The organism is Melioribacteraceae bacterium (assembly GCA_019638015.1).
Lineage (GTDB): Bacteria > Bacteroidota > Ignavibacteria > Ignavibacteriales > Melioribacteraceae > JAHBUP01.
Window position 1 is genome coordinate 756,065 of the sequence record JAHBUP010000001.1, and the last position, 26,541, is coordinate 782,605.

A 26,541-nucleotide genomic window follows, 5' to 3' on the forward strand; every position below is an offset into this window, starting at 1 on the left:
TTATTCGGTTATTTCAACTACATCTCTAAGTATCATATTAATTCCCTTGGGACCGGAATACTCTGTTGACCGGATTGAATAAATGCCAGGTTTATCAAACTGCCAGAGGATATCATTATTATGCCCGGGAAGAACCTGCATTTGAAAAAGCATAGTGTTGTCACTTCTGAATAATCCGAACCCATATGTTAAATCACTAGATGTAACATTGAATCTTACCTTTTCATTTTTTACAATTTGTAGTTTTGGTGAAGGGAGAATGAACTTATGATCAGCCATAGAAATATTAAATTCTCTGTCGGCTTTTATATCCGCACGGTTTAAATCCATCGGTTTCCATGGAATGGTTTCGTGGGTAACTATGTGAAGCGAGACGCCAAGCACCACTAGGAAGCCAACAAAAGTATAAAAAAGTGCAGGTTTAATTTCTTTACTTTTCCCATCTCTGGTAACTTTGTAGGCAAACCAAGCCATAACCGCCATTATTGCCAAGACATAAAAAGTATAGGCAAACGTTTGACCGGTTAGAACAACGTTTGAATCGACCATTTTGATACCCTTAATTGTTATTAGATTTTTTATATGCTACCAATATGTAGCAATTAAAAATAAAAAAATCAATTACTACTTTTTTATAAGATCGAATAAGCTGGTGGAGGAGAGAACTTTTATTGTTTCGTTCTGAGATTTTGCCCAAACATCATGCATGTGGCAAGGATGGTCCAGCAGACATTCACTAAAACCGAAGAAACAGATTGGTTCAGTTCTAAATCCTTCGACTGCATCAACAATTTGTGAGATGTATATTTTCTTGCTGTTCCTCATAAGTCTATATCCCCCATACTTTCCTCTTATACTTTCAATCAGTTGTTGTTTTGAAAGTAATGTAAGAAGCCGCTGAAGATATTTTTTAGGAATCTTTAGCGCTTTATGAAGTGCATCTGAGGAATGAAGTTCCTTTTCATTTTCAGCCATATAGGTTAATGTTCTTAGCGCATATTCTGTAGTTTTAGAAAAAGTCATTATATACCCAAAGAATGTTGTTAAAATAAATTTATGTAAAAATAGATAAACAGTTTATTAATGCAAATTGGTGATAAATATGGAGTGAAAAACAACACTTGCAGGTTAAAAAGATAGTAAGTATTTTATAATCGGAATTTTTAATCTTATTAACAATATGAGAGTATTATGAGTGAAATAATTAACAACAGTAAGGTAAGAGTAGAGAAATTAAAGCAGTTGATTCTTGAGATTCATGAAGGGAAACCAATTGAGTTAGCAAAAGAGGAACTGACTAAAATGTTAGGATCTATACCTTATGGAGAAGTGGTACAGGCAGAGCAGGAACTTATTGCCGGTGGAATGGCAGCCGAAGAGATATTAAAGTATTGCGATCTTCATTCGGAAGCGTTGAAGGGGAGTATTAATTTAAGTGCTTCAAAGATAGTGGCTGAAGGTCATCCGGTAGATACCTTAATTAAGGAGAACCAATCAATAACCAAGCAAATTGAAGCAATAAGATTATTTAAGAGAGAATTGCAGATTGAAGATCTGTCGAAAGAGAGATTGGAAGTAGTAATCTTAAATATCAGAGGGGGATTAAATTCTTTGATGGATATTGAAAAGCATTATGTGCGCAAAGAGAATTTAATATTTCCCTATCTTGAGAAATATGAAATTACCGGACCTCCAACTGTTATGTGGGGTAAGCATGATGAAACAAGGGGATTTTTAAAATCTTCGGCAAAAGTATTTGATACAGAAGAGGAATTAAGCAGAGAAGACATATTGAGCTTTTATGAATTTTTATTTGATCAAGCATTAATTTCGATAGAAGAGATGATTTATAAGGAGGAGAATATACTTTTTCCGATGTGCTTGGATACTTTAACGGAAATTGACTGGTATGAAATATACTCGCAGTCGGACTCGATAGGATACTGTTTATATGCCCCTGAAGTGAAATGGAAACCGGAAATTGATTTACCAAAAGAGGATAAAAGCATAACTTCAAATAGAGTTCAACTTTCAACCGGTTCATTTACATTAAATGAATTGGAAGCGGTATTCAAATCCATTCCGGTTGATTTAACATTTGTTGATAAAGAAGATACGGTAAAATATTATTCGCATGGAAAGGAAAGGATATTTGAAAGAAATAATGCCATTATAGGAAGAAAGGTTCAGTTTTGCCATCCTCCTTCAAGCGTACATATAGTAGAAAAGATATTAAGTGATTTCAAAGCGGGAATTGAGGATGAAGCGAAATTTTGGATAAATTTTAAGGACAAGTATGTTCATATAGCATACTATGCGGTGCGTGGAAGCCAAGGAGAATATTTAGGTACTTTAGAAGTGACTCAAGATGTAAATCAGTATAAACAGTTAGAAGGGGAAAGACGCCTTTTAACATACGATAAATAGAGAGGCAGATGATGAATTTATTAATAACACCAGATATAACAGTAAACGAATTATTAAATGAATACCCACAGCTGGAAGATAAGTTTATAGAAATAGCTCCGGTTTTTTCTAAACTAAAAAATCCAATTCTACGAAAGACTATTGCCCGTGTTACAACACTTAAGCAGGCATCGGTTGTAGGAGGTGTTGAAATAGGAGAATTGATTAATAAATTGCGAAAAGCAGTCGGTCAAGACGAGGAAATTGTGACACAATTTAAAGAAGAAAAAGAGAGCGGAAAACCAAACTGGGTAACAGTAAAAACAGTGAAGTTTGAATATGATGCATCTATTGATATTAATAATGGTATGCATCCGGTGGCAAAAGTAACAAAGGAGGCTGAAGCTTTAAAAGATGATGAAATATACATCTTGATAACTCCATTTATTCCCGCACCATTAATAGATGTTATTCGAAATAAAGGTTATGAGACATTTACAGAAGAGAGAGGTACAAATGTTTTTGCAACTTACATATCTAGGAAATAAGACTAATTAGCCAATTAGGTTGTCCCTATTCTTTATTCAAAACTTAACTAAAATTGCTCTATTGACTTGAAAATTGAACCGGGCTTTAGCTATCGAAATTGAAAACACTGATTATTATGGTGGACTATGATTGCAAATAGAAATGGATATACATCGGTCACTAAAGACTCGATAAGAAGGAAATCGAGTAGGATTTGTTGCTATTCAATACTTCATCCGCCTGTAAATTATATAGATATTGGAGTAGGGGAGAGGTGTGAAAATCACGGGATTCAGTGTAGTCTGCCTAGTCTGTGAAGACGGTTTAATTGGAAACGTCTCGGTCACTTTTTGGTCACAACATTTTCAAAAGATGCGTTCACGATCTAAATCTTCAACATTTTTCCCGGGGCAACGAATCCCTGACTCTCCGCCAGTAAAAATAAAACCTCGATTATAGCTATTAAACGCTGTTTTCGAGGTTTTTTGTTTTATAAGGGTCTGCTTATACTTGTCCCTATTCTTTATTCAAAACTTAGCGAAAATTGATCGATTGACTTGAAAATCGAGCTTGGTTTTAGCTATCGAAATTGAAAATTCCGGTTATTATGGTCGACTATGATTGCAAAATATTTATTACGGAACAGATTTTACTGCAAATAGATATAGAAATACATCGGTCACTAAAGACTTTATCAGAGGGAATAATTCTGAGAATTACTTACGCCACACTTCGGTAATAATAATTATGGAGTCCATTAGCAACCGAGACTTTCTCTATCTTACCAACTACATGAACCTGACGAGATTCCGGAGAATCTTTATTCAAACCAAGATGAGTCCGCTGCGTGTTGTAATAGAAAAAATATACTTTCAGAAGTTTACGCAAATGATTTTCATTAAATATTATTAAGTGATCAAGAAACTCTCTTCGAATACTTCCAATAACGCGTTCACAATAACCATTCTGCCATGGTGATCGATATGCTGTAACTATTTCACGAATTCCTAAATCAGAAACACGATTCCTAAACAAGTTGCCGAATCTACAGTCACGATCTCGAATCAAGTATTTGGGAATTTCTGAATCATAGAGGGCATTTTTAAGTTGTTGAGAACACCATTCTGAACTAGGATTTTCTGTAATATTAAAGTGAACAATTTTCCTTCTTCCACGTGAAAGAAATACTAATACGTGCACTAACTTGAAGTTGATTGTGGGAACTGTAAAGAAATCGATCGACATAATTTCAGAAGCATGATTCTTCAGAAAAGTATTCCATCTTTGTCCGGTTTTATTGTTCTTATCTTTTGGAGTATATCTCCAAACAGTAGCTTGAGATATATCATAGCCAAGTTTAAGAATTTCACCATGAATTCTAGGCACACCCCACATTGGATTCTCATTTGCAATTCTTTTAATTAGCTCGATAATTTCTCTGGATACTCTCGGTCGTCCAGCATCCAGTTTTCTCTTTCCCAGAAGGCGCTGGTAAAACTTTTTTCGATGCCATCTAATGATGGTTTCAGGTTTTATAATCATCAAGCTTTCTTTCCAGTTATTAAAGAAAGAGATGATTGTTGAAAAGAAGAGTTTGTCCCATCGAGTAACTTGAACCTTTTTAGAATTTCGGTTTAGAATTTCCAATTGTTTCCGGAGAAAATGATTTCAAGCTGTAATTGTGTTCTTGATTTGAAGAAAATGAGCAAAAATTTGAGCATAATAGGTTTTAACTTGTTAATTAATGGAGAGCGAAAATAGGGAATTAGCTCAAAAGCATCATTCTGAAATCGGTTGATATTTTGAATCCATACAAGTACCAATAGCGATTTCAGACCAAAAATGTTATTTTATTGTGTACACGGTTTTCAATTCCAACCATATGGCCAGGTTAGTTAGTTGGCAATACCGGCGAAAAAATTGTTGAGAAGGTTAGGTAGCAGATTATTTTAGAAGTTCATCAACCCAAGCTTTATACCTTTCGAAATGTTTCCATAATGCATCTATATCTTTTTTGTGGTAAACATCTCCGGAATAAGAGACTTTATTTTTATGATCTATAATAATTTTCAATTGATTGAGGGCTTTCTTTTTATCTGTTGAATGAGAAATCAAATCATCTAAAAGAGAAATAATTTCGTAATGATTATCGCCTTGAATTTTTACTCCGCCGTTTTTGATACTAACAGAATCAGAATATGCGATTGCAGAATGTACTATCAACACACCGGCTGCATTGTAGTATGAGTATTCAGTAGCAATTTTAGCTCCTTCATAAAAATTCCTGGCAACTTCTTTGAAATCAATATAACGGGTAGAATCAATTTTCTTTCTTGGACTTCGGTTTGTCATTTAACAATTCCTTGATTGATTGACCAAATAATAACATGCCTTCTTTTACGATTTCATTAATAGGCGACTTTTTGAGCTTGGCGCGTTGTTTAAAATCCTTAACAGAAATATAAAATGGTGCCAGGGAAATCCCATAATTATTATGCAATTCATCCCGGCATACATTTACTTTATCTTCAACAATCTTTTTGAATTTTAAGCTGGGGAGAACAATGCAAATATCAAAATCACTTTGAATAGATTCTTCCTTACGAGCAACGCTACCAAATAGAAAAACACTGATTGTGTGTTTGGACAAAGTTTTCTTGATATCTTTTACAATTGAATCAAAAAAATTTCCTTCAGCATCAAGAATTGGCAATAAGATAGTTTTTGCAAAGTAATTGGAAATATTAAGAGTGAAGATATGATCGCGACCACCGATCTGGCGATTAACAATTTTGAGCGATTCAAGGTGAGAAAGTGAATTAATTGCTGCAGGAGCACTGAGTCCGGCTCTTTTTGCAATTTCTCTGCCGCTGAAACCGTTTTTTGTATAACGCAATTCTCGAATAACGGCAATGTTTGAATAGGCCGAAAATATCTCGTTCAGAGGTTTATGTATTATCATATCTATTCTACTAGAGATGGATAAGTCCGACAAAGCCGGATAAATGTTAATAAATAATTACATATGTAAAGAAAACCTTACAAAGGTAATTGAAGGAAAACATTATGTCAAGGATTATTATATTTAAAATATTGTGAATATGTGTTTTTGAAACAATAATGTATTCGGAAATAGTTGAGGTGTTGCTATTCAATACTTCATCCACCTGTAAATTATAGAGATATTGGATGGAGCAGGGTAGTGGTGTGAAAATCACGGGATTCTGTGTAGTCTGCCTAGTCTGTGAAGACGGTGTAATTGGAAACGTCTCGGTCACTTTTTAGTCACAACATTCCAAAAAGTTACGTTTGTAGGCTAAATTCATAGTATTTTCTCCCGGGCAACGAATCCCTGACTCTCCGCAAAAACCCCGTAAGTTATAACAACTTACGGGGTTTCGTCGTTTATGGGGATTAGGACTTGCCCAATTCAAGCTGTCCCTATTCATTATCGAATCCTCAATTGTAATTGCGGCATAAACTGATAATTGAAGAGATTTTCTTCAATACAAAGAGTATATCCCAATTCATAATATGAAATTTATTTTTGTTTCTTTTAAGATAGAATTGGCTTCTTGATTTAATGAAGTTGAGTATGAATTTGAGCATAATGGGTTTTAACATGTTAATTTTAGGAAAATGAAAATTTTGATTTCAGCTCACAATAATTTTTTTTTGAGGAGAGAGTTTTAAATTGTGACAATCTTAATGTCGTTTACCATTGGTTCATTTTTAAATGCATTTTTAACCTCATTTTTTGCTTCAGAAGATACATCTTCAATTAAGTCGATTTATTCAAAAATTAAATTTAGAAACATATTCTGAACCGTCGCAGGTAAATTACCCCAGCTTAGACGTCCCTTTCTTTCTTCTCCTCCCTCTTCAAATGAAAAATACGCACTGGCAATTGAGCTCTGATTATTTACTTTAAAATCAGTCATCCTCAAATCATCAGTGTAATATATTTCGCTAAACCGTTCCAGATGACTTATTGAAATATTATTAAAGAATATGTTCCTTACTGGCTTATCTGGCAATCTTAGAATTTTAATCCAAGCTTTGAGTAATTACAGCTAATATTCTCAAAATATATGTTTTGGAAAACTGAAAAGTGTTTTCCGGCGGCCGCACCCTTATAATCTAATTGAATAAAAAATATTTGGTTTTTACATGTATCAATATTGTTGTTACGGATATAAATGTTTTCCACAATACCGCCTCTATTGGTATTTGATTTTTAAAAAATGCTTGTCCCTTTTTTTCAATTTGATTATTCTCAACAAAAACATTTTCAACTCCTCCCGACATTTCGCTTCCAACAGTAATTACTCCAACGTGGCCACTAATAAAACTGTTGTTTCTAATTATAATGTTTTCTGACGGACTTCCTCCATTTTCGGTTCAAACATCATTGTCTCTCCCCGACTTTATCGCGATATTATCATCATTTGTTTCAAAGGTACATTCCTCAATCAATACATCCTTGCATGATTCGGGATCACAGCCATCATCCTTGGAAATACAATACATTATATTAACTTTTCTTATTATTACATTTTCGCAGAGTACCGGATGAATCGTCCGGAATGGGGAATTTTTAACTGTCACTCCTTCAATCAGCACATTCTTACATTCATAAGTTTCAATTAATGTGGGACGAAAAAAATGTCCTTTACCAAAAATTCTTTCTTTAACTGGAACTAATTTTGTCCCCATATTTCGCAATAGACTTTTTCGGGTTCTTGCAGCAATTTCCATTGCATCCAAAATTCATCAGCACTTCCATCTATAGTTCCTTCGCCAGTGATTGCGATATTTTTCTGTTGGTAGCCATAAATCATTGGTGAATAGTTATAACATGTGGTTTCTTCCCATCCAACTCGCACAACCGGCAGGTAGTCGTTTGGACTAGAACTAAACTTCAAATATGAATTTTTGGCTAAGTGAAGGTTTACATTGCTCCTTAATTTTAATGGCCAATTAATCTTGTGTTTGCCTTCCGGGATAACAACTATTCCTCCTCCTAAATTATAACACTTATCGATGGCTTCTTGAATCACATTTTTACTGTCAATTAATCCGAGGGGACCGGCATCTGTTACTCTTAGTTCAAAATCGGGAAAAACTGGAGGTGTAATTCGTTGGATAATTATGATTACTTTATTATCAAAATCATCTTCCTTCAATAATGTATAGGTGCATTAATATGAAAAAATAGGATCAGAATAAGTATAAATCTCGGTCGTAAAAATCTTAACAGGTTCATTATAGTATTCTGCTGTTTGTTTCAGATGACTCAAATCTGATAAGAATATTTTAAACTTCTTGGAAAACCGAGAATTCCTTCAAAGTTTTCTTTAGTCCAAGATAAAAAAACCTTGGTAGACAATTGTTTTTTGTAGCATGCATTAAGCTTGAAAATAAGACTTTAACCAAATCTAATACTATTAGACCATCAATTTATACCTATATACCAGCATGGGGAGATCAGATAATATATTTTTCCCCTCAAATTGAATAGCAATTTGAGCTACATATAAAGGTAAAATAAAATGGTAGTATGAATAATAGAATTGTAGTGGGAATAATTCACATGCACCATAAACTTTCCAAATTGGAAAAATAACATGAAGAGTAAATATTTGATTGTTGGATTAATTTTTATAACATTTTTTGTAATATCGTTTATCACAAATATTCTGGGGGCACTAAATCCGGACATAATAAGAACCTTCAAGCTCAGTTTAACCCTTTCTGCTTTTCTGCCATTTGCTTTTTTTATTGCATATGGAATAATGTCGATTCCTGCCGGACTGCTAGTGGAAAAGTATAAAGAAAAAAAAATAATGGTAGCTGCTTTTGTAATTACGTTTTCCGGAGCGATGATTTTTTTTCTTTTTCCCTATTATCAAATATTTATTATTTCCCTCTTTTTGATGGGTTCCGGGATGGCAATGCTTCAAGTGGCAATAAATCCATTATTAAGGGTAGCCGGTGGGGAAGAGCATTTTGCATTTAATTCTGTAATGGCACAGCTCGTGTTTGGCGGCGCTTCTTTTTTAGCCCCAATGTTTTTAACAAATATGATAATTAAACTTAATGATGGGGCCAGTACCAGTTTCATAGTTTTGCAACTTCGCAATTATATAGAAGCTGCTAATTCTTGGATAGCAATCTATTTTATATTTGCCCTCATGATTTTGTTTATGATCATTATAATTGGATTTTCAAAATTTCCCAAAGTGGAAAGAAGCGAGATTGAAAAATCGGGCAGTTGGTTTATTCATAAAAAATTGTTCAAGAACAGAATTGTGGTTTTATATTTTATTGGAATTTTTGCATACGTGGGAACAGAACAAGGAGTGTCATACTGGTTGTCTAAATTTTTAGTGACCTATCACAATTTTGACCCAATAACCATTGGTTCCTCTATTGTGGGATGGTTTTGGGGTATGATGGCAATTGGCTGTATGATTGGATTAGGTTTATTAAAATTATTTGATAGCCGCAAAATATTGATCGTCTTTTCAATTTTATCTTTAATATTTCTTACTATTGCTTTACATGCAGATGGAGGTTGGTCTTTAGTTTTTTTCCCTCTTATGGGTTTCTCTCTTTCAGTTATGTGGTCAATCATTTTTTCACTTGCACTTAATTCATTAAAGGACCACCATGGTACATTTTCCGGTATATTATGCACGGCAATAATTGGCGGAGCAGTGGTTCAACTAATTATTGGTTGGTTGGGTGATCTATTCGGTTTACGCTTAGGAATGTATTTTATTTATATAACTCTTGGCTACATATTAAGCATCGGATTTTGGTCTAATCCGATAATTACAAATGAAACTATATCATTTAAAAAATAATAGATATAAAGCATATAAATTCTAGAACGGACTAATTGAAGGAAATTATGGCACTAATAACTCTTAAAGAAATACTCAACGACGCTAAGAGAAGTAATTATGCGGTTGGAATGTTTGATGTAGTAAATAGCGATAGTTTAAAGGCAATAATAAACGGCGCTGAGGAATGCAATTCCCCCGTTATAATTGCACTTGCGGAAGTACACTTGCCATACGCTCCGCTCGAGTTGTTCGCACCATTAATGGTTGCCGAAGCTAAACGTTCAAAAGTACCGGTGGCGGTTCATCTCGACCATGGGATTACATATAATACAATAATTAAAACTATGAATTATGGGTTTACGTCGGTTATGTTCGATGGTTCGACATTAGATTATGAAGACAATGTTTTGAGCACAAAAGAAATGGTAAAAATCGCAAAGGTACTGGGTATTTCTATCGAAGCCGAGCTTGGTCATGTTGGTGGAAGTGAAGCGGGGGGAGAAGATGATTTTGAAGAGTTTTATACTGATCCAGAATTAGCTTGTGATTTTGTTGAGCGAACAGGGATTGATGCATTAGCAGTGGCAATAGGCACAGTACATGGCGAATATATAAAAAAGCCATGTTTAGATTTGAACCGCCTTTCAGAGATTCATAGTAAAGTAGATGTACCACTAGTTTTACATGGCGGATCTGGATTGTCTGATCAAGACTTTCAAGAGTGTATTGATCGTGGAATTAGAAAAATAAATATATTCACAGATATGTCCCGATCAGCGGCTGAAAGTGTAAAAGAATTTCTTAATAATAACAATAAAGCACAATGTTTTGAGATATCGGAAGTATCTGAAAAGAGAATGAAAGAAGTGGTTATTCAGAAAATAAATTTATTTGGCAGTAACTCAAAAGCATAGTTAGAGGTGATAAATGTATGAAGTTACATGTTTGGGGATTATAGTAGCAGATGTAATTGCGAAAACGGTGAACTCTTTACCACAAGAGGGAAAGCTTGATTTAATTGAACAGCTTGAACTTCATCTTGGTGGTTGCGCCTCAAATACTGCAGTTGATCTTGAAAAGATAGGAATTAAAACTGCAATAATAGGCAAAGTTGGTAACGATGGATTTGGAAAATTTGTGATTGATGAAATGAAGCAAAATGGTGTAAATGTAAATGGTGTTGTCAAAAGCAATAAGCACGGTACATCGGCTTCGGTAGTATCAATAAACTCAAATGGAGAAAGATCCTTTCTGCATCATCTGGGAGCAAATGCTGAATTTTCTATCGACGATATTGATTTTTCGATCATCGGGAATTCTAAAATTCTTTTTATAGCTGGTTCATTGTTAATGCCGAGTTTCGATGGAGAACCTGCCGCTAAAATATTGAGTAAAGCTAAGGATGCGGATATTGTTACCATTATGGATACAGCATGGGATTCAACAGGAAAATGGATGCAAAAGATTAAGCCATGCTTGCCTTATCTGGATTATTTTATCCCAAGTCTTGAAGAGGCGATAATGTTAAGTGGGAAAAATCATCCGGAGGAAATAGCAGACACATTTATTAGTGAAGGAGTAAAAACGGCTGTAATTAAAATGGGTTCTAATGGGTGTTATATTAAAAATTATTTAAATGAACAGTATTTCATAGAAGCAATCAAGAATATTAAAGTAGTTGATACAACTGGTGCTGGCGATGCATTCGTAGCTGGATTTATCACTGGTCTTGCAAAGGGGTGGGATTTAAAAACTTGCGGATCATTCGCCAATGCCGTGGGAGCCTGCTGCGTAATGTCCATAGGTGCAACTACAGGAATAAAAAAAATAGATGAAATTCAGTCTCTTATTAGTAATTCAATTTAGAGGAGAAATTAAATGCTGAGTAAAATAGATTTTCAAGAAGCCCAAGCAAGAACATTAATTTATTTTCAGAAGGCAGGAATAGTCATTTCTGAAAAAGAAAAGCAAAGTATTGAGGTAGCTGACTTTGGACTTAATAACTTGAATAACATTGGACTTCAAATTTTGGTATATGTAAATACTGAACGATGTTGTGCCAAAGAATTAGTTTTATTCCCATATCAAACTTGCCCGGAACACCGCCATCCCGAAATTGAAAATGTTGCTGGAAAGGAGGAGACATTCAGATGCAGATTTGGAACTGTTTATCTTTATGTTGAAGGTACTCCGACCGATAAAATTGTTGCCAAAATTCCTGAGGGTAAAGAAAAAAGCTTTACGGTAATGCATCAAATCGTTCTTAATCCGGGGGATCAATATACTCTCGAGCCCGGTATCTTACATTGGTTTCAAGCTGGTGCCGAAGGAGCAGTAATCTCTGAATTTTCAACTCAAAGTCGGGATGATCTTGACCTTTTTACCGATCCTGAAATTAAAAGAATTCCAGAAGTTGAAGCTTGATTGAGCATCTTATCCTGAATAAGTAAAGGAAAAAATAATGGGAATTATCGGAATTGATGTTGGCGGCACAAACATTCGTGTTGGATATGTTGAAAAAATGATATCCAAAAAATTGAAGCTGTCCGGATTAAAGGGGGTGCAAAAAAAGATGAAGTCATAGATGCCATCTTTTCGCTGATTGAGAAGTTTGATCTGACCAATGTGTCTGGAATTGGTATTGGCGTTCCCAGTGTAATTAATATTGAAAAGGGAATTGTTTATGATGTCCAAAATATACCGAGCTGGGATCAAGTTCCCCTTAAAGAAATACTAGAAAAAAGATTTAAAACAACGGTTCGCATTAATAATGATGCTAATTGTTTTGCCGTTGGTGAAAAATACTTTGGCAAAGCAAAAAATTATAACGACATAATTGGTTTAATTATTGGGACGGGGCTGGGTGCTGGCGTTATTATTAATAATAAACTTTACACAGGTAGAAATTCTGGAGCCGGTGAATTTGGAATGATACCATTTAAGGATAATTATGTTGAATACTATTGCAGCGGACAATTTTTTAAAAATGTTTATGGGTTAACCGGTGAGGAATTGATGCTAATGGCAATTCAAGGCGATCCTCAAGCAATTGCGATATTTAATGAATATGGTACCAATCTCGGGGAAGCCATAAAAATAATAATGTACTCGCTCGATCCTCAAATAATTGTTCTTGGCGGCTCTGTTAGTAAATCATACACGTTTTTTCAACAAAAGATGTGGGATTCAATAAATAGTTTCAAATATTCTATATCCCTCGAAAAAATTATAGTTGAAGTTTCCGAGAAAGAGAATATTTCAATATTAGGTGCTGCCGCCTTATTTCTAGACTCCAACCAAGATGGCAAAAATTTATAAGGAGAATTATTTTGAATTTACTCGATATTAAATATTCCCGATACTCGCTTGTAAAAGAAATGATGGAAACAATTAACATCGTTAAAAATTTTAAATCATCATCAACAGAGGGAATCTCAAAAAAAATTAATTCGATTGGCAAATTATTATTGACCGGTGAAGGTTCAAGCAGAATTTTTCCGGCAAAAAATTGTATAAGAAAATCGCATAACTGGGGGTTAGACCTTCAAATAGTTACAGAAGGAGCTATACAAGCTTCGCATTATAATTTGTCCGATTTCGCGGTGTTCTGTGCTTCTAATTCGGGGCGGACAAAGGAAGTTATCTCACTAGCTGAAAAACTAAAAAAGATGGATAATCAAAATCGATTTGCATTAACAGCTAATAGTAGTTCAATTTTGGCAGCTAATTGTAACCAAGAATTTGTGCTTAATTGTGGTTGTGAAAATGCTGTCGCCGCTACAAAAAGTGTAATTGAACAAGCTTTATTCTATGAATCTATTTTATGGAACATTTCTGGAAGGAAGTTGAAAATTAGTCTAACAGAATTTTCCCAGATGCTCCATCTTGTATTAACAATGCCTATTGATAGGGAAATTATTAATTCAGCATTATCTTCTTCTATAATTTATTTTGCCGGATATAACGACGGTGTTGCTGAGGAGTTAACATTAAAAACAAATGAAATTACCAGAAAAAAATCGGACTTTCTTGAAGGCACATATGCCATTCATGGAATTGAGGAAGTATTAGATGAAAATGATATAATTTTTATGATCGACCCAATTGAAGAAGAGATTGAGAAGCTTCAAAAAGTATTAGTAGAGGGAGCAGGAGCTAAAGTTGTCGCAATTTCCACCAAACATACTCCATTTCAAACAATCCTAATTCCCGATGCCGGGGAAATGAATCCCTATCTTTTTTTATGCGCGGGATGGAATTTACTCATAGAAATTGGAATTGCCTCGGGTATAAATCTAGACAAACCCAAAAGAGCCAGGAAAATAGGAAATGAATTAGAGGTTAAGTAATCCGTTTTTCCCAAAAACCGCCTTTTACAGAGAAACCTAAAAAATTAACCTAAAAACCATTTTACTTATATAGAAAATTCTATCTTTTTAAGTAATATTTTGATGTTCATTCTTTTTAAACCAATGGCAAGGTTATTAATATAATATTGACTATTCATTCAAGGAGTAAATGATGTCATCTCAAATAAAATTCAACAAATTAATATCTTTTTTGCTACTGCTCCTATTTGGTTTTTCACTAAGCATAAATGCGCAGCAGCAAAAACTTCGGTTTAATAAGGAGGGCAAATTTAAAATTGTTCAGTTCACCGATGTGCATCTTAAAATTGATAATAAACCAAGATGCGATAGCGTTATGAACACTATTTCAATGGTAATTGGAAAAGAAAAACCGGATCTGGTTGTTTTAACAGGGGATATCGTAACTTCAAGACCAGTTGAAGATGCCTGGTCAATTGTAACAAAGCCGATGCGGGATGCTGGAATTCCTTGGGCCGTGGTTTTGGGGAATCATGATGGTGAGCATGGATATTCTAACAAACAAATTATGGAGTACCTCCAAACTTTACCTTTCAGCCATTCTAAGTCTGGCCCAAAAGAAATTTCTGGATCAGGTAACTACATCCTTGAAATTCTTAATTCAAAATCAAAAAAAATAGAATCACTTCTTTATTGTTTTGATTCGAATGCGTATGCCGGAAAAAAAGATGATGAGGAATTGGGGCATTATGACTGGATTAAGTTCGATCAAATTTATTGGTACCGTGAGCAAAGTAAAAAATACAATAAAAAGAATAATGGCAAACCACTCCCATCTCTAGCATTTTTTCACATTCCGTTACTGGAGTATGTAACGGTGCAACAAAAAGAAAATACTGTGGGTGATAAAGAAGAAAAAGTCTCTTCACCTAAAATCAATTCGGGAATGTACAATGCGTTTTTTGAATCAAAAGATGTTATGGGAATGTTTGTGGGTCACGACCATAATAATAATTACATAGGCACCTTAAATAATATAGCTCTAGCGTACGGCTGTAAAACCGGTAAAGATTCTTATGGTAAACTGGATAAAGGGGGAAGAGTAATTGTATTATATGAAGGAGAAAGAAAATTTGATACATGGATCCATACAACAAAAGATTCGGTAAAGTATTTTGTTACATATCCCGACACATTTCATAAATAATTAGATAGAGTATATAATGAAAAATATTTCAGCAAAGTTTTTCTTCGTAATGTTATTTCTGCTTTTCTCTTCGGTAAATTATTTCAGTCAAAAAAATGAGTATCTCATCACTTCATACGGCGCAAAAGCTGACGGTATTACAAATAATGCCTCGGCAATTCAAAAAGCGATTGATGAAGCAAGTTTCAGCGGCGGCGGAAAAGTGATTATTCCGGCAGGCAATTTCTGCTCCGGATCTATTAAACTGAAGAATAATGTTGAACTGCATCTACAATTAGGCGCGCGATTATTAGGAAGCACTAAAATAAAAGATTATGGAAATCCTGATGCGGAAGGACACGCGTTAGTTGCCGCAATACACCAAAAGAATATTTCTATTACCGGAGATGGTGTAATCGACGGTCAAGCCCCGGAACTGATTAAGGATTTATTCGTTATGTTACAAGCCGGTGAGATTACTGATAAACAATGGTTATTTAAGAGACCGACAGAGTATTGCCGTCCTAAATTAGTTGAATTTGTGGATTGTAAAGAAATCAAAGTAACTAATGTTAAACTTACTAATTCCGCTGAATGGGTTTTTAATTTGCTAAGATGTGAAAATGTAGTTGTTGACCGAATACATGTTGAAAGTACCGCATATTGGAATAATGATGGAATTGATATATCAGATTCAAAGAATGTAAAGGTGACTAATTGTTTTGTTAATGCAGCAGATGATGGTATTTGCCTCAAATCTGAACGTGCCGGAGATATGTGTGAGAATATTTACATCGCTGATTGTACAATCCGTTCGAGTGCAAGCGCTTTTAAAATTGGCACCGCTTCACACGGAGGATTTAAGAATATTGTTGTTCGTAATTTATTTATTTACGATACATACCGTTCAGCAATAGCAATTGAATCTGTTGACGGTGGTCAGCTGGAAAATATCGATATTCAAAACGTAACTGCTAAAAATACCGGCAATGCTATCTTTTTAAGACTTGGGCACAGAAATAAAACCAAGCCTATTGGTACTTTAAAGGGGATTCGCATTGTGGATATAAAGGCTGAAGTTCCATTAAGAAAACCTGATCTGGGATATCCGTTTGAAGGTCCACCAGATTATCTTCGTTTCAGATATAACACATCTTCAAAAAACCGCCCTGATCTTGGATATCCGTTTATAGGTCAACCGACGTTTCCATACAATTTAATTCCTTCATCAATTGTAGGAGTGCCTGGAGGTTATATTGAGGATGTAACTCTTGAGAATATTGAAATAGTTTTTGAAGGACATGGTAGCAAAGATGTTGCATTTATTGAATTAGATTCTCTCCATAAAGTCCCCGAAAAAATTTCAGATTATCCCGAATTCTCAATGTTTGGAGAATTGCCGGCTTGGGGAATATATATTCGACATGCAAAAGATCTAAAGTTTAAGAATGTGAAGTTGAGTTATAAAGAGTTCGATTTCAGACCGGCACTTGTGTTCGATGACGCAAAAAATATTGAATTGAATGATGTACACGTTGCATCCGGTGAAGAATTACCAATAATTCTATTTAATAATGTTGAGAAAACCAAGTTAAATAATTTACGTCTACCGGTTGATGAAAAAGTAGGGATTAGAATTCAATAATTTTTCCACAATTAAAGCAACTATGATTCCTTATATGAAATTCTTTTTTTTGATATTAATAAGCTCATTATCAATTTCGTGTGCGAGTAATTATAGTACCATAAAAGATGGTAAACAGACGCCATCTAATCAACAAGTTCAAAGTGAATACTTGAATCCGATTAGGCCCGGTATTCCGGAGCAACAAGCTTTTTGGAATCACTATTCAAAACAATTCATGTATGCACCAGCATTCGATTTTAAAATAGTTGATAAGGCTATTGAATATGAATTTATTGCCACAGATATAAATAGTAAGGAATATAAATTCAAATCGGATAAACCTTGGTCACCTCTCTCTCCAATCTGGAATGAATTACCGGTTGGTTATATAGATCTTGAAGTATTTGGTGTTGAGTTCAATGGGAAAAGAATAAAACATTCAGGTACGCGAAAATTTTATAAATCTGCCGGTTTCAATGGACCATATAACATAAAAGTTATGGATTATGGAGAAAGCGCCAGGAAAGCTTTAAAGTATTTATTCAATAAAACACATTTCCAAAACTGGTTGATTAATGCATCACCTGATACTAACTATAAATTCTACTGTTACCCCTCTAAAATAATTGGCGCGGTAATAGAAAGTATGATTCTCTATAGTCAGAATTCTCCTGACGATTCATTAAGAGCAATTGAAATAGCTAAAAATGCCGCCAATTATCTTATCTCTATTAGTGAACCTGAAAACTCTCCACTTGCACATTTCCCGCCAACTTATATGTGGAATGTTTTATCTGCGAAGGATTACAAAGATCAATTCATGCTTATTTACCCGGCAGATGTCGCCATCAATTACCTTAATCTTTATGATATCACCAGCAACAAAAAGTATTTTAATGCCGCTTTGAAAATTGTTGATACTTATAAAAGATTACAATTATCATCCGGCACGTGGAAACTTAAACTTTGGAAAGATGGAACTGCTGTAAAGGAGAATGAATGTATCCCGGTCAATATTATTGAACTCATAGAGAGACTATCAACACAATACAAAATAGACGATTATAAAAATTCTGCTATTGAGGCTTTTAATTGGATTATGGATAATCCTGTAAAAACATTTGATTGGTCAGGACAGTTTGAAGATATTGATCCGGGAATTCAATATAAAAATTTATCAAAACATGACGCATGTTCATTTGCGATCTACTTATTGAAAAAAGAAAATCCACCGGAAGAATATAAAGCACTCGCTGAAGAATTATTACGTTTTTCAGAAGATCAATTTGTAGTTTGGAAAAAACCAATGCCTCACATTTATCCCAGAGCACAAAACTGGATATTGCCTTGTGCACTCGAACAGTATGATTATTATGTGCCGATAGATGCCAGCGTTTCAAAATTGATGGAGACTTATTTAACTGCTTATAAAGTGATAGGTAAAGAAGTGTATTATTTAAAAGCTGTTGAGTTTGCAAATGCAATGACAGTTGCGCAAATCGAAGAATCCGGAAGATACCCAACTTATTGGGAGAGAAATGAAAGACGGGATGTGAATGAAGGCTGGATTAATTGTGCTGCGTACGACGCAAAAGTTATGTTGAAAATGAAGGCACTTAATAAATAGATTCTAATAATTCTCAGATTGCACCATAAGGAATTAATAATATGAAAAAACAATTGGTATTTATTACAGTGCTGTTAACAATATGTAATTATACATACGCTCAAAATAATAATTTATTAAAGTATGTTAATCCTTTAATTGGAACAGCAAAATCAACGACAATATCCGCAATTGCCCATGGTGGAGGAAGTGAAAATAACGCCCAAGTTCAACCAAATGTTACAGTCCCATTTGGAATGACAAATTGGACACCCCAAACACAAAATACTGAGTTAAAATGTTTGGCATCTTATTATTATAAGGATTCTGTGATTACCGGATTTAGAGGCTCTCATTGGTTAAGCGGGTCTTGCACACAAGAATATGGCTCCTTTACCGTTATGCCGATTTCAGGAAAACTTATCTGTAATCCAAATACCCGCGGCTCAAAATTCAATCATGCCAACGAAACAGCTCGAGCAGATTACTATAAAGTTTATTTAGAAGATTATAGTATTACAGCAGAGTTATCGGCTACAACACGTAGCGGTATTTTAAGATTTACTTTTAACGATGAAGGTGAAGCTCATATTGTTATAAATCCAAATAGTGATGAAGGAGAAGGATTCGTAAAAGTTATTCCGGAGAATAGAGAAATCGTAGGATATAATCCGATTCATAGAATCTATCAAGGTTGGGGAAAAAGTGCCGGCTTCTCCGGTTATTTTGTTATGAAGATTGAAAAGGTTTTTGAAAAATTTGGTACATATAAGGATGATGAATTTTATGCCGGAGTAACGGCAATTCAAAATAAAACTAATATTGGGGCGTATGCATCTTTTAATGTTAAAAAAGGGGAACAGATAAAAATAAAAATAGGCAGTTCTTTTGTTAGCATTGATCAAGCAAGAAAAAATTTAGAAACTGAAATACCAGATTACAATTTTGATCTGATTCAAAGTAACCTTAATAAAATATGGAATGATTTATTATCAAAAATTAGTGTTGAGGGAGAATACGAGGACGATAAAGTAAAATTTTACACTGCAATGTATCATGCTTTTCAACAGCCAAGAATTTATAGTGATGTAGATGGTCAATATCCACGGTTTGATGGAAACGCCGCCATTGATACCATCAAAACGGGTAACTACTATTGTGATTTTTCGATTTGGGACACTTACAGAGCACTACATGGTTTATACAATATTTTGATACCGGAACAACATGCAGATATGATTAAGTCTTTATTTCTGAAAGCAAAGGTGGGGGGCTGGATGCCAATATTCCCAAAATGGAATAGCTATACTTCCGCAATGATTGGCGATCACGCAATTTCGGTAATAGCCGAAGCATATGTGAAAGGTGTAATTGACCTTACCGAAGATGAATATCAAATCTTGAGAAAGAATGCAACTGAGACTCCCTCCTCTTACGATGATTATATTAATGGAAAAGGGAGACGTGCCCTCGCACCCTATTTAAAGTACGGTTTCATTCCCCTCGAGGATCCTGTTATAGAAGCATTTCATCATAATGAACAAGTCTCACGCACACTTGAATACGCATACGATGATTTTGCCTTAGCCCAGATTGCAAATAAGATGAATAAAAAAGAGGACTATGATATTTTTACTAAGCGATCAAAGTTTTATAAAAATGTTTTTGATCCCTCAGTAAATAATATGAATGGAAGATATGCCGATGGCTCCTTTAAAAAAGATTTTAAGCGGGATCAAAGGGTACTATATATTTGCGAAGGAACGCCATGGCAGTATAATTGGTATGTACCACATGATATATCGGGTTTAATTGAATTGATGGGAGGAATTAAAAAATTTAATGAAGAACTTGATACCTTTTTTGAAGTTGGTCAGTATTGGCACGGAAATGAGCCAAGTCATCAAATTCCTTACACTTATAATTATTCTGGAGAACCATGGAAAACACAAAAAATTGTAGCAAAAACAATGAGAGAAGAATATGGTGTGGGACCTGGCGGATTAAGTGGAAATGAAGATGCGGGACAAATGTCTGCCTGGTATATTTTTGGTGCGTTGGGTTTTTATCCGGTAGCTCCAGCCTTACCGGAGTATCAGATTTGCGGACCAAAGTTTAAAAAAATCATAATCAAGCTTGGAACAGGCAATATTCTTGAGATTGATGCACCCGCTTATTCCTCCACCAGTTATTTTATTCAGGAAATTTTTATGAATAATAAAAAATATGAGTATTACAATCTCTCTCATGATCTGTTAAAAAAGGGAGGCAGGTTGAATTTTGTTTTGTCGGATATCCCTAAGAAGTAAATCCATGAAGGATAATCAAAATATGAGCGATAAATTTCTAAAGAGTTGGAGGAATCTCAACAATTCTGAAAAAATTGGCTATTCATTGTTTTTTTTATTTTTTGTCCTTTATCTGTCAACATTAAAATTACGCCCTTATCCCTTCTCCTATCTCGTGAAAATTGTTCCTATCTTAAGTCTTGCGTTTATAGCAATTAAAAACATCGAAGGATCGAAGGGAAAACTAATCTTTTTAGGACTATTATTCTCATCGGTAGGAGACGTTTTTTTAGCGTTAAGCGGGAGAGGATTTTTTATTTATGGACTTACCGCATTTGCCCTAGCACACATAATGTATATTTCGGCATTTATTAGATGCCCAATTGTAAGGCAAAGTAGAATTCTTGTAATTCTTTTATTCATATTATATGGCATCTCGATATTACATATTCTTTTACCGAGTCTTGGAAAAATGACCTTACCGGTTATAGGTTATGTTCTGATCATCTCGTTAATGGGTATTTCCGCAGCTTTAGGCAAAAAAAATCATTATTTGGTGATAATTGGTGCAATCTTATTTATAATATCAGATTCGGTAATTGCGATAAACATGTTTCTATCAAAAGTGTGGAATTCCAGTTTTTGGATAATGATAACATATTACCCCGCCCAGCTTCTAATTACCCTAGGTACTTCAAAACAGAGGGACTAATTAATCCTTTATAACTATTTGGCTTATCTGAGAATATAAACAGAGAACCATAACTTTGATTAACCTGAAAAAAATATTGTATTAAATAATAAAAAGGGCTTTTTCAATTCAAATAACTCTATAATTCTATTTTAATCTGATTTTACATACAGACCAGAATTATGAACGTTAAAACAAGCATAACTGATTATTCGAATTGTATATTTGATGCGCAATTTTCAAAAACCTATTGGCCAAAATTAGGATGGATGCAATGAAAATGAAGAAAGATTCAAATTATTTAAGATCTAAATTAGAAATTCCTACCTTCCTTCTAGTATTACTATTCCTCATTACTTCAGCACAACTTATTGCCCAAACCGGGAGCGGAAATCTTCAAGGTAAAATAACAGATATTTCATCGGGAGAACCACTTTTAGGTGCCAACGTATTCTTGGAAGGAACCGCAATTGGCGCGGCAACAGATATGGATGGATTTTATCGTATCAGAAATGTATCCTCCGGAAAATATAACCTTGTGGTTTCTTATATGGGTTATAAAAAACAAATAGTATCAGTTGATGTTACTACAAATAGAACCGTTACAGTTGATGTAAAACTGGAATGGGTTTCTAATGTACTTGGAAAGGAAGTTATTGTTACCGGACAGTTGATAGGGCAAGCTCAAGCAATTAATCAACAGCTTACCTCTGATCAGATTGTGAATATTGTTTCTGAACAAAAAATTAAAGAACTGCCCGACGCAAATGCCGCGGAAGCAGTAGGTAGATTACCTGGAGTGGCTGTTCAGAGAGATGGCGGCGAGGCTTCAAAACTAATGATTAGAGGATTAGATCCTAAATTTGCTAATATAAGCGTGAATGGAATTCAAATACCCGCTACCGGAGCCGATAGGCGTGATGTAGATTTAAGTCTAATATCTCAAAGCACACTATCAGGTATTGAACTTTACAAAGCATTAACTCCGGATCAGGATGCTGATGCAATTGCCGGTGTGGTTAATCTTGTAACCGGTAAGGCACGATCTGAACAAAAAATTACTGTTGATGTTTTTGGAATTTACAGCGGTTTATCAAAATCAGCAAAACAATATAAATTATCGGGGCAGTACAGCAATAGATTTTTTAATGATCTGTTCGGTGTTCAAGCCGGAATTAATGCCGAAAGAAGAATCAGAAATAGAGAGATGTTCTCAAATACATGGGATGTCCCCGCTAATCAAGATTATAAAATAAGTCGGTTATTGGTACAATATGATGATGAAGTAAGAAAAAGATATGGTGGCAATCTCAATCTCGATTTCAATACCCCCGATGGCGGTAATATCAAGTTTATTAATCTTTATAATCAAACCTCAAGAAATTTATTTATCAGCGATCGTGATTATACTGTTGGAACTACTGTTCAGTACACAGGAAGAGCAATTGATAGAGAAATCTATTCATACAGCAATTCATTAATTGGTGAAAATCATCTCGGATCTCTAAAAATCAATTGGGCATTATCTCATGCATATACAAAAAATGAAGTACCGTTTGATCACACAATGAGATTTTATGAGAATACCTCTGTTTCATCCGGTATGAGAAATATCACTGATCCTAAACTTTTAAAATTCCCTGGTGAAGTTTTAATTCCATTCGCGTGGAATAATTTTGCAAAAGCCACATTGGATAGAGGGTTCTTTCATACAGAATCGAATGACGAAAGAAATTATGATATTAAGTTGGATCTAGAACACCCGTTTACATTAACAAATGATTTGACAGGTACTGTTAAGGCAGGTTTTAAATATAGAGATAAGACGAGACACAGAACTGCCAATGATCAGGAGAGTATCTATTACTTAAGAGGAATTTACGATCATAATCTTGATGATGAGGGAAATGTTGTTGGTAAAGATTGGGCAAGTTCTTCTTGGCCTAACCGTCCTAAAATGTTGTTAACCGACTATTTAATCGGTCCTCCTTACTCAACCCGTGAATTAAATGGAAAATATTTGCTTAATCCAATAATAGATGGAAACATGGTTCGCGAATGGTATGAGTTTAACAGATATGGAACAAATGCAGAAGGTAAAACACATGAATATTACAACCAACTTGCAAGTATTAGAGATATTTATAAGGTAAATGAAAAAGTTACTGGTACCTATGCAATGATTAAACTTAATGCTTGGCGCTTGATTACCTTTATTGCCGGTATGAGATATGAAGTTGAAAACAACGAGTATTCTGCAAAGTTTGCACCAAGAATATTGGGCGTTTTTGAATCACAATCAGCACAGGTAAAGGATACAGTTTCAAATTATAAAAAGGAATATTGGTTTCCCAACGCACATCTGAAAATCTCCCCGGTTGAATGGATTGACCTAAGAGTTGCTGTATCAAAATCAATTTCACGTCCCGATTATTTAATGAGATTACCCTCATTATATATTAATAATCAAGCTCAAGAAATTACTAGCGGCAATCCAAATCTCGAACCGGCAATTTCATGGAATTATGATGCAAACATTACCTTCTATGCATCTCAATATGGATTACTAACTATTTCGGGTTTTAGAAAAAATATTGATAATATTTTTTATTGGTTAAATAACATCAAACTAATGAATGCCGCGCAGATTGAAAGCACCGGACTGCCGGTTAAGCAATATGGACCATTTAATCAGTATGAATTAGATATGCCCATGAATACTAAAGGTACAAAAGTTTGGGGTTATGAAATTGATTTGCAAACACATCTTAGTTTTTTACCCGGTGCTTTGCAGAATATTGTAATTAGCGCAAACTTTTCACGTATGTGGTCACAGACAGTTTATCCAAGATTTACACTTATTCAACCACCTGGATTTCCACCAAAAGCTCCAATCCCAACTTACTATTCAACAACCAGAGAATTAAATGGACAGACTGACTATACGGGAAACGTTTCAGTTGGGTATGACTATTTAGGTTTCTCCGGTAGAGTTTCCGGTTATTTTCAAGGACCATTTTTGATGTATATCAGTAATATAGAAACCCAAGATCAATACCAGAAAGCATTTTCAAGATGGGATCTTGCCCTTAAGCAAGTATTTACAGATAACATTACCATGTTTATTAACGTAAACAATTTTACAAACGTTTTAGAAGGTTCTTATTTGAACTTTAGAAATTTAGATAATGGCGGTTATTTATTCGGCATAAGTGCTGAACTAGGTGTACAATATACTTTTTAACAAAATTTTAAATAACGCATTCAAAATATTTTAATGTAGTTAAAATGAATAGAACTAACTCATTTAATAATGTAATAAGGAGCGCACAATGAAGAAAAGTATTTTCTGTTTTTTAATGGGATTTCTCTTTTTATCGCTTGGAGATATAATTGCCCAGGAAAGAATAATTGAACCAACAGAGGGATTTGTCAACGAAATAATCAGAGCAGATACAGTCGCAGGTGGAGCTCGGGCTCATACCACTTACGTATTCAGAAGAGGTCAAAAATATTTTGTTAATGGACAAATAGAGAATCGCGGATTTGTCTTAACTCTTAAAGCAGAATCAGGTACAGGAAAATTACCAATAATATCAAATTGGCCAGATGCCAATGGAGTATTGGGAAGAATAGTAGACGCATTAGATGATGCATATATCCAAAATTTATATTTGGATGGAATGGGTCCAAATCTAACTACATTAGAACCAGATCCGCTCTATAGAATGAATGGACAATTATTAAGAGCAGCAGCAGCAGGAAAAGTATTGGTAATAGAGGGTAGTATTCTCAGTAATGTAGGCCAAACAATAATCCGGTCGAACAGCGGAGCAAGAAAAGTAGCGTTATATAATACAACAATAGCCAACGCCGGACAGTTATCGGCAGATAATTTAGGTAATGGCCGAGTAATAGATTTTAGAAATGGGATAACTGATACAGTAATATTTAAGAACTGTACAATGGTTAACACCTATGATAGAATTATCAGACATTATGGAGCAGCCGCGAATTCAGAGACAGCATACATCAAATATTTTGAAATGGATCATAATACAATAGTACACAATACAGGCGCATATGGATTTATCTTCTTAGGGGATATAAGCGGAGAAGCAAAAATCACGAATAATTTATTTTACAATCCAATGACATTGGGAGTAGATGCAGCAGATCAACAAAGATTTGCAGAAATAAAAAATATAAGTGAATTAGGTTCAGATGGCTTGCCAGTATATCCGTTGATAATCGAACAACCAAATACATTATATAATACAAAATATACGATGCATAATAACGTAGTAACATACGATGCAACAGTAAAGAATTACATGACAACCAATAACGCAAAACCTGCACCGGCATTAGCGCCGAGATTAGCAGCAAAAGTAACAGGGAATAATCCATTTGTGGATGCAGATGTAACCTTGAAGAATATCCCTAATGTAATGATAGAAGTGATGAACTGGTACAGACCATTGGCAGTAGCGGTATTAGCAGGTGGAATGATAACAACTACTACCGTTGATATGGATAGAAGAAATGCTGATTACTGGTTATCTTCTTTTGATGCTTCTTACACAACTGCAAACGCAGCATTTAAGGGCTCTGATGGTAAACCAGTCGGATCAAATGTTTGGAATAGCGTTTTGACTAGTGTGAACGATAATTCGATTATCCCAACTGAATTTTCATTATCAAACAACTATCCGAATCCATTCAATCCATCCACAACTATTCAATTCAACATTCCTGCAAGAGCAAATGTTACATTGAAAATATTTAATATGCTCGGTCAGGAAATTATGAACATCAACAATAAAGAATACGCAGCTGGGCAGCATTCAATTTATTTCGACGCAAAAGGTTTAAGCAGCGGAACTTACATTTATAGCATAAATGCAGTTGGTGATAATGGTACAAGTTTTAATGCCTCTAAAAAAATGACTCTGATTAAATAGTAAAGCCCAATACTGTTAGTCGAAGTCATCAATTTTCCCCCTCAGTTATTAATTGAGGGGGAATTT

At 34.6% G+C, this 26,541-nt stretch carries 24 protein-coding genes; 15 read left to right on the plus strand and 9 right to left on the minus strand.

Annotated elements, in window-relative coordinates; all coding sequences use genetic code 11:
• Entirely contained in the window at nt 1–549 is a 549-nt protein-coding gene (locus KF816_03105) for a hypothetical protein (protein MBX3006995.1), read from the minus strand.
• 75 nt (nt 550–624) lie between these two features.
• Complete coding sequence (locus KF816_03110) at nt 625–1,023, minus strand: Rrf2 family transcriptional regulator (protein MBX3006996.1); 399 nt, start codon at nt 1,021–1,023, stop codon at nt 625–627.
• A 168-nt stretch (nt 1,024–1,191) separates the two neighbouring features.
• On the opposite strand from KF816_03110, the gene KF816_03115 reads away from it, so the two are divergent.
• Nucleotides 1,192–2,427, plus strand: coding sequence for a DUF438 domain-containing protein (locus tag KF816_03115; GenBank protein MBX3006997.1), 1,236 nt, complete (start codon nt 1,192–1,194; stop codon nt 2,425–2,427).
• 8 nt (nt 2,428–2,435) lie between these two features.
• Nucleotides 2,436–2,954, plus strand: a complete 519-nt coding sequence (locus tag KF816_03120; GenBank protein MBX3006998.1) for a DUF1858 domain-containing protein — start codon at nt 2,436–2,438, stop codon at nt 2,952–2,954.
• Nucleotides 2,955–3,654: 700 nt separating this feature from the next.
• Here the strand turns inward: KF816_03120 and KF816_03125 are convergent.
• The 7 genes from KF816_03125 to KF816_03155 form a co-directional block, all read right to left on the minus strand.
• Complete coding sequence (locus KF816_03125; protein MBX3006999.1) at nt 3,655–4,581, minus strand: integrase core domain-containing protein; 927 nt, start codon at nt 4,579–4,581, stop codon at nt 3,655–3,657.
• A 297-nt stretch (nt 4,582–4,878) separates the two neighbouring features.
• Complete coding sequence (locus KF816_03130; protein ID MBX3007000.1) at nt 4,879–5,286, minus strand: hypothetical protein; 408 nt, start codon at nt 5,284–5,286, stop codon at nt 4,879–4,881.
• Nucleotides 5,255–5,896: a nucleotidyltransferase domain-containing protein gene (locus tag KF816_03135; protein ID MBX3007001.1), complete on the minus strand. Its 642-nt coding sequence runs from the start codon at nt 5,894–5,896 to the stop codon at nt 5,255–5,257. Before KF816_03135 ends, KF816_03130 begins: the two co-directional genes overlap by 32 nt.
• Before the next feature lie 829 nt (nt 5,897–6,725).
• Nucleotides 6,726–6,875, minus strand: coding sequence for a hypothetical protein (locus KF816_03140; GenBank protein ID MBX3007002.1), 150 nt, complete (start codon nt 6,873–6,875; stop codon nt 6,726–6,728).
• 199 nt (nt 6,876–7,074) lie between these two features.
• Entirely contained in the window at nt 7,075–7,242 is a 168-nt protein-coding gene (locus tag KF816_03145; protein MBX3007003.1) for a hypothetical protein, read from the minus strand.
• Nucleotides 7,243–7,335: 93 nt separating this feature from the next.
• Nucleotides 7,336–7,650, minus strand: coding sequence for a hypothetical protein (locus KF816_03150; protein MBX3007004.1), 315 nt, complete (start codon nt 7,648–7,650; stop codon nt 7,336–7,338).
• Entirely contained in the window at nt 7,635–8,120 is a 486-nt protein-coding gene (locus KF816_03155; protein MBX3007005.1) for a hypothetical protein, read from the minus strand. The genes KF816_03150 and KF816_03155 overlap by 16 nt, the downstream gene beginning before the upstream one ends.
• Nucleotides 8,121–8,561: 441 nt before the next feature.
• Between KF816_03155 and KF816_03160 the strand changes: the two genes are divergently transcribed.
• The 13 genes from KF816_03160 to KF816_03220 all read left to right on the plus strand — a co-directional run bounded on the left by KF816_03160 (nt 8,562) and on the right by KF816_03220 (nt 26,475).
• A complete protein-coding gene (locus KF816_03160) occupies nt 8,562–9,803 on the plus strand; it encodes an MFS transporter (GenBank protein MBX3007006.1) in 1,242 nt (413 codons plus the stop codon).
• Between the two features lie 47 nt (nt 9,804–9,850).
• Nucleotides 9,851–10,699, plus strand: coding sequence for a class II fructose-bisphosphate aldolase (locus KF816_03165; protein MBX3007007.1), 849 nt, complete (start codon nt 9,851–9,853; stop codon nt 10,697–10,699).
• 13 nt (nt 10,700–10,712) lie between these two features.
• Nucleotides 10,713–11,651, plus strand: coding sequence for a sugar kinase (locus KF816_03170; protein ID MBX3007008.1), 939 nt, complete (start codon nt 10,713–10,715; stop codon nt 11,649–11,651).
• Nucleotides 11,652–11,663: 12 nt separating this feature from the next.
• Nucleotides 11,664–12,209, plus strand: coding sequence for a D-lyxose/D-mannose family sugar isomerase (locus KF816_03175; protein MBX3007009.1), 546 nt, complete (start codon nt 11,664–11,666; stop codon nt 12,207–12,209).
• A gap of 102 nt (nt 12,210–12,311) precedes the next feature.
• Nucleotides 12,312–13,103 (plus strand): ROK family protein, encoded by a 792-nt coding sequence (locus KF816_03180; GenBank protein ID MBX3007010.1) that lies wholly within the window; start codon nt 12,312–12,314, stop codon nt 13,101–13,103.
• Nucleotides 13,104–13,114: 11 nt separating this feature from the next.
• On the plus strand, nt 13,115–14,134 hold the full coding sequence (locus KF816_03185; GenBank protein MBX3007011.1) for a hypothetical protein: 1,020 nt from the start codon (nt 13,115–13,117) through the stop codon (nt 14,132–14,134).
• A 172-nt stretch (nt 14,135–14,306) separates the two neighbouring features.
• Nucleotides 14,307–15,320, plus strand: a complete 1,014-nt coding sequence (locus KF816_03190) for a metallophosphoesterase family protein (protein ID MBX3007012.1) — start codon at nt 14,307–14,309, stop codon at nt 15,318–15,320.
• Between the two features lie 16 nt (nt 15,321–15,336).
• Complete coding sequence (locus tag KF816_03195; GenBank protein ID MBX3007013.1) at nt 15,337–16,944, plus strand: hypothetical protein; 1,608 nt, start codon at nt 15,337–15,339, stop codon at nt 16,942–16,944.
• Nucleotides 16,945–16,978: 34 nt separating this feature from the next.
• Complete coding sequence (locus KF816_03200) at nt 16,979–18,553, plus strand: hypothetical protein (protein ID MBX3007014.1); 1,575 nt, start codon at nt 16,979–16,981, stop codon at nt 18,551–18,553.
• A gap of 41 nt (nt 18,554–18,594) precedes the next feature.
• Nucleotides 18,595–20,841: a GH92 family glycosyl hydrolase gene (locus KF816_03205; GenBank protein MBX3007015.1), complete on the plus strand. Its 2,247-nt coding sequence runs from the start codon at nt 18,595–18,597 to the stop codon at nt 20,839–20,841.
• A gap of 4 nt (nt 20,842–20,845) precedes the next feature.
• On the plus strand, nt 20,846–21,532 hold the full coding sequence (locus tag KF816_03210; GenBank protein ID MBX3007016.1) for a lysoplasmalogenase: 687 nt from the start codon (nt 20,846–20,848) through the stop codon (nt 21,530–21,532).
• A gap of 253 nt (nt 21,533–21,785) precedes the next feature.
• Nucleotides 21,786–24,755 (plus strand): TonB-dependent receptor, encoded by a 2,970-nt coding sequence (locus KF816_03215; GenBank protein ID MBX3007017.1) that lies wholly within the window; start codon nt 21,786–21,788, stop codon nt 24,753–24,755.
• 88 nt (nt 24,756–24,843) lie between these two features.
• A complete protein-coding gene (locus KF816_03220) occupies nt 24,844–26,475 on the plus strand; it encodes a T9SS type A sorting domain-containing protein (protein ID MBX3007018.1) in 1,632 nt (543 codons plus the stop codon).
• Nucleotides 26,476–26,541: the final 66 nt, after the last annotated feature.

Excerpts from the sequence above, each read along its gene's own strand:
- KF816_03150 (MBX3007004.1), bottom strand. The coding sequence starts at position 7,650 with ATGGGGACAAAATTAGTTCCAGTTAAAGAAAGAATTTTTGGTAAAGGA.
- KF816_03220 (MBX3007018.1), top strand. The coding sequence starts at position 24,844 with ATGAAGAAAAGTATTTTCTGTTTTTTAATGGGATTTCTCTTTTTATCG.
- KF816_03215 (MBX3007017.1), top strand. The coding sequence starts at position 21,786 with ATGAAAATGAAGAAAGATTCAAATTATTTAAGATCTAAATTAGAAATT.
- KF816_03105 (MBX3006995.1), bottom strand. The coding sequence starts at position 549 with ATGGTCGATTCAAACGTTGTTCTAACCGGTCAAACGTTTGCCTATACT.
- KF816_03190 (MBX3007012.1), top strand. The coding sequence starts at position 14,307 with ATGTCATCTCAAATAAAATTCAACAAATTAATATCTTTTTTGCTACTG.
- KF816_03130 (MBX3007000.1), bottom strand. The coding sequence starts at position 5,286 with ATGACAAACCGAAGTCCAAGAAAGAAAATTGATTCTACCCGTTATATT.
- KF816_03200 (MBX3007014.1), top strand. The coding sequence starts at position 16,979 with ATGAAATTCTTTTTTTTGATATTAATAAGCTCATTATCAATTTCGTGT.
- KF816_03205 (MBX3007015.1), top strand. The coding sequence starts at position 18,595 with ATGAAAAAACAATTGGTATTTATTACAGTGCTGTTAACAATATGTAAT.
- KF816_03110 (MBX3006996.1), bottom strand. The coding sequence starts at position 1,023 with ATGACTTTTTCTAAAACTACAGAATATGCGCTAAGAACATTAACCTAT.
- KF816_03145 (MBX3007003.1), bottom strand. The coding sequence starts at position 7,242 with ATGTCGGGAGGAGTTGAAAATGTTTTTGTTGAGAATAATCAAATTGAA.
- KF816_03115 (MBX3006997.1), top strand. The coding sequence starts at position 1,192 with ATGAGTGAAATAATTAACAACAGTAAGGTAAGAGTAGAGAAATTAAAG.
- KF816_03175 (MBX3007009.1), top strand. The coding sequence starts at position 11,664 with ATGCTGAGTAAAATAGATTTTCAAGAAGCCCAAGCAAGAACATTAATT.
- KF816_03170 (MBX3007008.1), top strand. The coding sequence starts at position 10,713 with ATGTATGAAGTTACATGTTTGGGGATTATAGTAGCAGATGTAATTGCG.
- KF816_03210 (MBX3007016.1), top strand. The coding sequence starts at position 20,846 with ATGAAGGATAATCAAAATATGAGCGATAAATTTCTAAAGAGTTGGAGG.
- KF816_03135 (MBX3007001.1), bottom strand. The coding sequence starts at position 5,896 with ATGATAATACATAAACCTCTGAACGAGATATTTTCGGCCTATTCAAAC.
- KF816_03195 (MBX3007013.1), top strand. The coding sequence starts at position 15,337 with ATGAAAAATATTTCAGCAAAGTTTTTCTTCGTAATGTTATTTCTGCTT.
- KF816_03160 (MBX3007006.1), top strand. The coding sequence starts at position 8,562 with ATGAAGAGTAAATATTTGATTGTTGGATTAATTTTTATAACATTTTTT.
- KF816_03165 (MBX3007007.1), top strand. The coding sequence starts at position 9,851 with ATGGCACTAATAACTCTTAAAGAAATACTCAACGACGCTAAGAGAAGT.
- KF816_03120 (MBX3006998.1), top strand. The coding sequence starts at position 2,436 with ATGATGAATTTATTAATAACACCAGATATAACAGTAAACGAATTATTA.
- KF816_03140 (MBX3007002.1), bottom strand. The coding sequence starts at position 6,875 with ATGACTGATTTTAAAGTAAATAATCAGAGCTCAATTGCCAGTGCGTAT.